1 protein-coding gene is annotated in these 6,806 nt (G+C 63.3%); it reads right to left on the bottom strand.

Annotated elements, in window-relative coordinates; genetic code table 11:
- The coding region (locus HDF15_RS25340) for a non-ribosomal peptide synthetase (RefSeq protein ID WP_184261227.1) at nucleotides 1–6,806 on the bottom strand (6,806 nt) is incomplete at both ends.

Below are 6,806 nucleotides of genomic sequence, written 5' to 3'. Positions count from 1 at the left end.
CTGCCAGGCTCCCCATACGGGTTCGCCACGAACCGCTCCGCCGTCATCCCAGGACGCCCCAGATAGCCGCGCGCCAATCCACTGCCCGCAATGTATAACTCGCCAGCAGACCCTACAGGCATCGGCCGCAAGCTGCCATCCAGCACATAGACCCGAGTATTCAGAATCGGCCTGCCCAGCGGAGGCACCTCTCCCCCCGCCAGCTCTTCGCTCAACGTGCAGGCAATGGTCGACTCCGTAGGCCCATACGCATTGATCATCCTGCGTCCCACCGACCACTTCGCCACCAGCTCCGGAGAGCACGCATCACCACCCACAATCAGCGTCTTCAAGTCCGGCAGATCCCACTGCGGCATGCTGGCCAGTGCCACCGGAGGAATCAGCGTCAGGCTGATCCTCTGGTCCCGCAGCAGCTCCGCCAGCGGCTCGCCCGCAATCGGCCCCGGATCGCGCACCACCAGCGTCGCTCCTGCGGCATAGGCCATCAGAAGCTCCATCACCGCTGCGTCAAAGCTCAACGACGCCAGCTGCAGCACGCGAGCCTCCCGCGTAATCTCGAACCGCTCAATCTGCGCCGCCGCCAGGCTCGAAAGCCCGCAATGCGTCATCACCGTGCCCTTCGGCTTGCCCGTCGAACCCGACGTGTAGATCACATACGCCGCATGGTCCACACCCTGCGCCCGAACCGGATTCGTCCCCGGCTGTATTTCAAGCCTCGCAACAAACGCAGCATCATCCAGCAGCACGCAAATCTCTGCCGCACCAGGCAGACGAGTAGCAGCTTCCCAGGTCGTCAACACCCGCACCGGCCGCGCGTCATTCAGCATGTACGCCAGCCGCTCTTCCGGATAGTCCGTATCCAGCGGCAGATACGCCGCCCCGCTCTTCAGCGTCGCCAGAATCGCTACCACCATCTCGACCGAACGCGGCACCCCAATCGCCACCAGGCTCTCCGGCCCGATTCCCTGCGCCACCAACCAGTGCGCCAACTTGTTCGCGCGCCCATTCAACTCGCCGTAGCTCAACTGCTGCGTGCCGAAGACCAGCGCCAACACCTCCGGCGCATACTCCACCTGCTCTTCGAAGATCTCCGCGAACGTCTGCGTCTTCAAATCAGTCGCCGTCTGGTTCCACTCCTCCAGAACCAATCGGCGCTCCTCTGCCCCTAGGACGTCGATCTCTTCGATCATCTGGTCCGGGTTCGCGACTGCGGCCTCCAGAACCAGCTCCAGCCTCCTCGCAAAGACCTCGACCGTATCGCGATCGAACAGATCGGTGCTGTACTCGATGCTGCCGTCGATTCCCTCCGGCGCACCCTTGCCGTCTCTCCGCTCGGTAAACGTAAACGAGAGATCGAACTTGGCCACATCCGTAGGCACCGGCTCCAGCGTCGCCGTCACTCCCGACAACTCCAGCGTCGGCTCAGGAGCATTCTGCAACGTCAGCATGATCTGGAACAGCGGATGACGCGACAACGAACGCGCCGGTTGCAGCGCCTCCACCAGCCGCTCAAACGGCATCTCCTGGTGCGCATAGGCATTCAGGTCTGTCGTGCGCACCCGCTCCAACAGATCGCGGAAGCTCAACCGCCCCGACGTATCCACCCGCAGAACCAGCGTGTTCACAAACACGCCCACCATGTCGTCCAACGCACTATCCGTACGCCCTGCAATCGGAGTGCCCAGCGGAATATCGTTCGAGTTCGACAGACGGCTGAGCAGCAGCGCCAGCCCTGCCTGCAGCATCATGAACAGGCTGACCCGGCTCTCGCGCGTCAGGTCCTGCAGCCGCTGGTGCAGGCTCGCCGAAAACTTGAACGGCAGCAGCGCGCCGCCATGCGTCGTCTCCACAGGACGAGGACGATCCGTAGGAATATCGAGATGGTCCGGCAGCTCCGCCAGAGTCTCCATCCAGTACTGCAACTGACGCGACACAACGCTCTCCGCATCGGACTCCGTCCCCAGGCTCTCCTTCAGCCACAACGTGTAGTCGACATACTGCACCGGCAGCGGCTCAAACTCCGGCCTGCGCCCCTCACTACGCGCGGCATACGCCGTCGCCAGATCCTCGAACAGCGGCGTCAGCGACCAGCCGTCGCCCGCAATGTGGTGCAGCAGGATCAGGAGAACATGCTCCGTCGAGCTAAGTTTGACGAGCCGCGCCCGCAGCGGTATCTCCCTTGAGAGATCGAACCCCTTCTCCCCAGCCTGCGCCAACACCGCAGCCAGCGTCTCTTCCGTGGCCGCAACCGCCGCCAGCGGAATCGAAAGCCCCTCCGCCTCCAGCACGTGCTGATACGGAATCCCCTCCGTCTCCGGGAAGATCGTACGCAGACTCTCGTGCCGTTCCAGCAGATCGGCGAAAGCCGCCTCGAGCGCCGCAACGTTCAACTTCCCGCGCAGGCGCAGTGCTCCCGAAATCAGATACGTCGAGCTTCCGCCATCCATGCAATTCAGAAACCACAGCCTGTGCTGCGCCGACGAGAGCGTAATCTCCTCCGGCCTCGGCATCGGCCTCAGCGGAGGCCCCGACGTCTGCGCGCCCTTCAACCGCTGCGCCAGCCTCGCCACCGTGGGCTCCTCAAAGAGCACGCGGATGGACAGTTCAACATTCAACGCACTCCGCACTCGGCTCATCAAGCGCGTAGCGATCAACGAATGTCCGCCCAGCGCGAAGAAGTTGTCGTTCACGCCAACGCGTGTAAGCCCCAGCACCTCCGCAAACAGCGAGCACAGAATCTCCTCCTGCGGCGTACGCGGGGCGACCCACTCGGACGTGCTGGCATAGTCCGGCGCGGGCAGTGCCTTGCGATCCAGCTTCCCGTTCGGAGACAGCGGGAAAGCCTCCATCACAATCAGCGCCGAGGGAACCATGTACTCCGGCAGCTCCTTGCCCAGCATCTGGCTCAGCGCTTCGGTATCCACCTGCTGGTCTGCAGCCGCCACCACGTAACCCGCCAGCCGCTTGTCACCCGGGCGATCCTCGCGCGCGATCACCGTCGCCTGAGCCACCGACAGATGCCGCAACAGCGCCGCCTCGATCTCGCCCATCTCAATGCGGAAACCGCGAATCTTTACCTGGTGATCGGTGCGCCCCAGGTACTCCAGCGCTCCATCCTTGCGCCACTTCGCCAGATCGCCCGTGCGATACATACGGCTTCCCGGCTCCCCATAGGGGTTCGCCACAAAGCGCTCCGACGTCAGGCCGGGACGTCCCAAATAACCCCGCGCCAATCCACGCCCCGCGATATACAACTCACCCGAGGCACCCACCGGAACAGGCCGCAGCCTCCGGTCCAGCACATACATCTGGATGTTCCAGATCGGTCTTCCGATAGGCACCGACAGCGACTTGTCTTCCGGCTCGCACGCCCAGTAGCTCACGTCCACCGCAGCTTCCGTCGGGCCGTACAGATTGTGCAGCGCACAAGGCAGCAGGCCATGGAACTGCTCCTGCAGTTCGACCGGCAACGCCTCGCCGCTGCAGATCACCCGACGCAGCCCCTGGCACTTCACCGCCGTCGGCTCCAGCAGGAAGGCCTGCAGCATCGAAGGCACAAAGTGCAGCGTCGTAATCCTGCTGGTCTGGATCAAGTCCACCAGGTAGACAGGGTCCTTATGCCCGCCGGGCTTGGCCATCACCAGCGTCGCGCCCTCCAGCAGCGGCCAGAAGAGCTCCCACACCGATACGTCGAAGCCGAACGGCGTCTTCTGCAGAATGCGATCGTCCGCCTGCAACTGATACTCGGCCTGCATCCACTTCAGGCGGTTCACAATCGCGTGGTGCGCAATCATCGCGCCCTTCGGCTTGCCCGTCGAACCCGAGGTGTAGATCACATACGCCGGATGCCCCGGCTGCAAAGGCTGCTCCCGCTGCTTGTCCGTAGGAGGCTTCGTGGAATACCCCGCCAGCATGCCCTGCGTCGCCGCGTCGTCCAGCAGCAGCTTTGCGGTAAGCTCCGGAAGCTGCGCGGAGATCTCCACGCTGGTCAGCACCAGCACCGGCTGAGCATCCTCCAGCATGTACGCCAGCCGCTCCGGCGGATAGTCCATATCCAGCGGCATATAAGCCCCGCCGGCCTTCAGAATCGCCAGCAGCGCCACCACCATCTCCACCGAGCGCGGAATCGCCACCGCAACCAGGCTCTCCGGTCCGACGCCCTGCGTCATCAGCCAATGCGCTAACTGATTCGCCCGCGCATGCAGCTCCTGATAGCTGAGGCTGACCTCTCCAAAGACCAGCGCCTCCGCCGTCGGCGTGCGCTCCGCCTGCTCCTGCAGCAGGTCGGTCATCGTCTTCTCCGTCACCTCGTGGGCCGTGGAGTTCAGCTCCTTCAGCACCCGGTGCCGCTCCGACTCACCCAGCACATCCACGCGCCCGATCAGCTCATCCGGATTCGATACAATCAACTCCAGCAGCCGCGTCAGACGCCCGATCAGCTTGATGATCGCGTTGCGCTCAAACAGTCCGGCGTTGTACTGCACACGGAGCTGCAGCGCCTCTCCCGGAATCACCACCAGCGAGAGCGGATAGTGCGTAATGTCGTTGCACTCAATTCCACTAAGCTTCAGGTCGGGAATCGTCGCGCCCAGCACGTCCCGGTCCAGCGGATAATTCTCGAAGACAAACAGCGTATCGAAGAGCTCGCCAATCCCCGCCAGCCTCTGCAGGTCCACCAGCGACACATGCTGGTGCGGCATCACGTAGGACTGCTGCTCCTGCAGCCGCGTCAGCATCTCCAGAATGGAGTCCTCGCCCTGCAGCTGCAGCCGCAGCGGCAGCGTGTTCACGAAGAGCCCCACCATGCTCTCGAAACCGCTAATGTCCGCCGACCGTCCCGATACCGTAACGCCGAAGACGACATCGTTCTGCCCCGTCAGGCAGCTCAGCAGGATCGCCCATGCGCCCTGCAGGAACGTGTTCAGCGTCAGTCCATAGGTGCGCCCAGCCTGCCGCAGATCTTCCGTCAGCGCCACGGAGAAAGAGTGCGTCGTGCTCTCCGGAACGGTAGGAATACTCTCCGTCGTCACCGGGGCCAGATGCGTCGGCTGCTCCAGACCGGCAAGGTACGTCTTCCAGACCGCTTCCGCCGCGTTCTTATCCTGCTTCGAGAGCCAGCCCAGATACTCCTGATACGGCGTGACTCGGGGGAGTCTCTTCGTGTCTGCCTTGTCCGCATAGAGCAGGAGCAGTTCCCTGATGAGAATAGGCATGGACCATCCATCCAGAAGGAGATGGTGGTGAGTGAAGACCAGCTTGTATCTGCCGCTGGCCAGCTTGACCAGGGTGAACCTCAGCAGCGGAGCGATGGATGGGTCGAAGCGCTGAGCCCGGTCCTCTGCCAGCAACTGCCGCCACGCGCTGTCCTGTTCTGTCGCGGACAGCCGTGCGAGATCGACAGTCCACCAGGGCAGCACGGTGTCCTCCGAGATCACCTGCACCGGCTGGTCCAGGCCCTCGTACTCGAAGCTCGCCCGCAGGTTCGCGTGACGACGCACCAGCCGCTTTGCGGCCTCGCGCAGTGCAACCTCGTCGACCTCGCCCTCCAACTCCAGAATCAGCTGCACCGTGTAGATATCCAGCGCCTGCTTGTCGTACAGTGCATGGAACAGCAGCCCCTCCTGCAAGGGCGATGTCGGCAGCACCTCCGCCAACTCCGGATACTTCTTCTCCAGGCCTTCAATCTGCCCTTGCGTCAACCGCACCAACTCCAGGTCCGAGGGCGTACGTCCAATAGCCCTGGGTTCGAGTGCTTCTTTGACGAAGACCTCCAACGCCCAGAACCAGCCCTCCGCCAATCCCGGATACTTCTTCTCGAGCCCCTCGATCTGCTTCTGCGTCAGCCGCACCAACTCCAGATCCGAGGGCGTCCGTCCGATAGCTCTGCGTTCCAGTGCGACCTGAACAAAGACCTCCAGTGCCCGGAACCAACCCTCGGCCAGATCCCGCACTTCCTGCTCGGTCAACAGCGCCGAGGCCCAGCTCCACTTCACCACCAGCTCCGAACCGTCGTTCCGATCCAGCGTGAACGCGTTCAGCTCCAGACCATGCGCCAGCGGCATCCCCGGATCAGAGCCACCCTGCAGCGACCCGGCCTCCGCAGCGATCGTCCAGTCCCACTCCTCCGGTGCCGCGAACCGTCCCAGGTAGTTGAACCCGATCTGCGGCTTCGCCAAGCCCGCCAGCACCTTGCCCGTCTCCGGGTTCAGATACCGCAGCAAGCCATATCCGATTCCGCTATCCGGGATCTGCCGCAACTGCTCCTTGATCCTCTTGAACGATCTCTCTAACCCAGCTCCTCCACCCAGAGCCTCCCGTGGATCGATAGCGTCCAACCGCACAGGGAACATGCTCGTGAACCAGCCCACCGTCCGCGACAGGTCCACGCCCTCAAACAGCTGCTCGCGTCCGTGACCCTCCACATCGACGAGCAAGGATGAAGTGTTCCTGCCCTTCCATCCCGCCACTGCCAGCGCCAGCGCGCTCAGCAGAACCTCATTGATCCGCGCACGGAACGCCGCAGGCACCTTGCTCAACAGCGGCAACGTCAGGCTCGACGGCAGCGTCACGCTCAAGTGCTGAGCAGTCCTTGTTACATCGCGCTTCGGGTCGAACGCCTGCAAGAACAGCGGCTCATCCTGTTCCCGCAGTATCCCGCTCCACAGTGGGAGCTCACGAACTCGCTTCTCTTCACGCGCCGCCGCAGCCAGACGCTCCGACCATACCCGGAACGATGTCCCTACCGCTGCCAGTGCAGGCTTTTCGCTCTTCGCTGCAGCCTGATACGCCGCAACCAGATCCTCCAC

The organism is Granulicella mallensis, assembly GCF_014203225.1.
In the GTDB taxonomy this organism is placed as follows: Bacteria; Acidobacteriota; Terriglobia; order Terriglobales; family Acidobacteriaceae; genus Granulicella; species Granulicella mallensis_A.
This window is presented reverse-complemented; position numbering and strand designations above follow the sequence as displayed.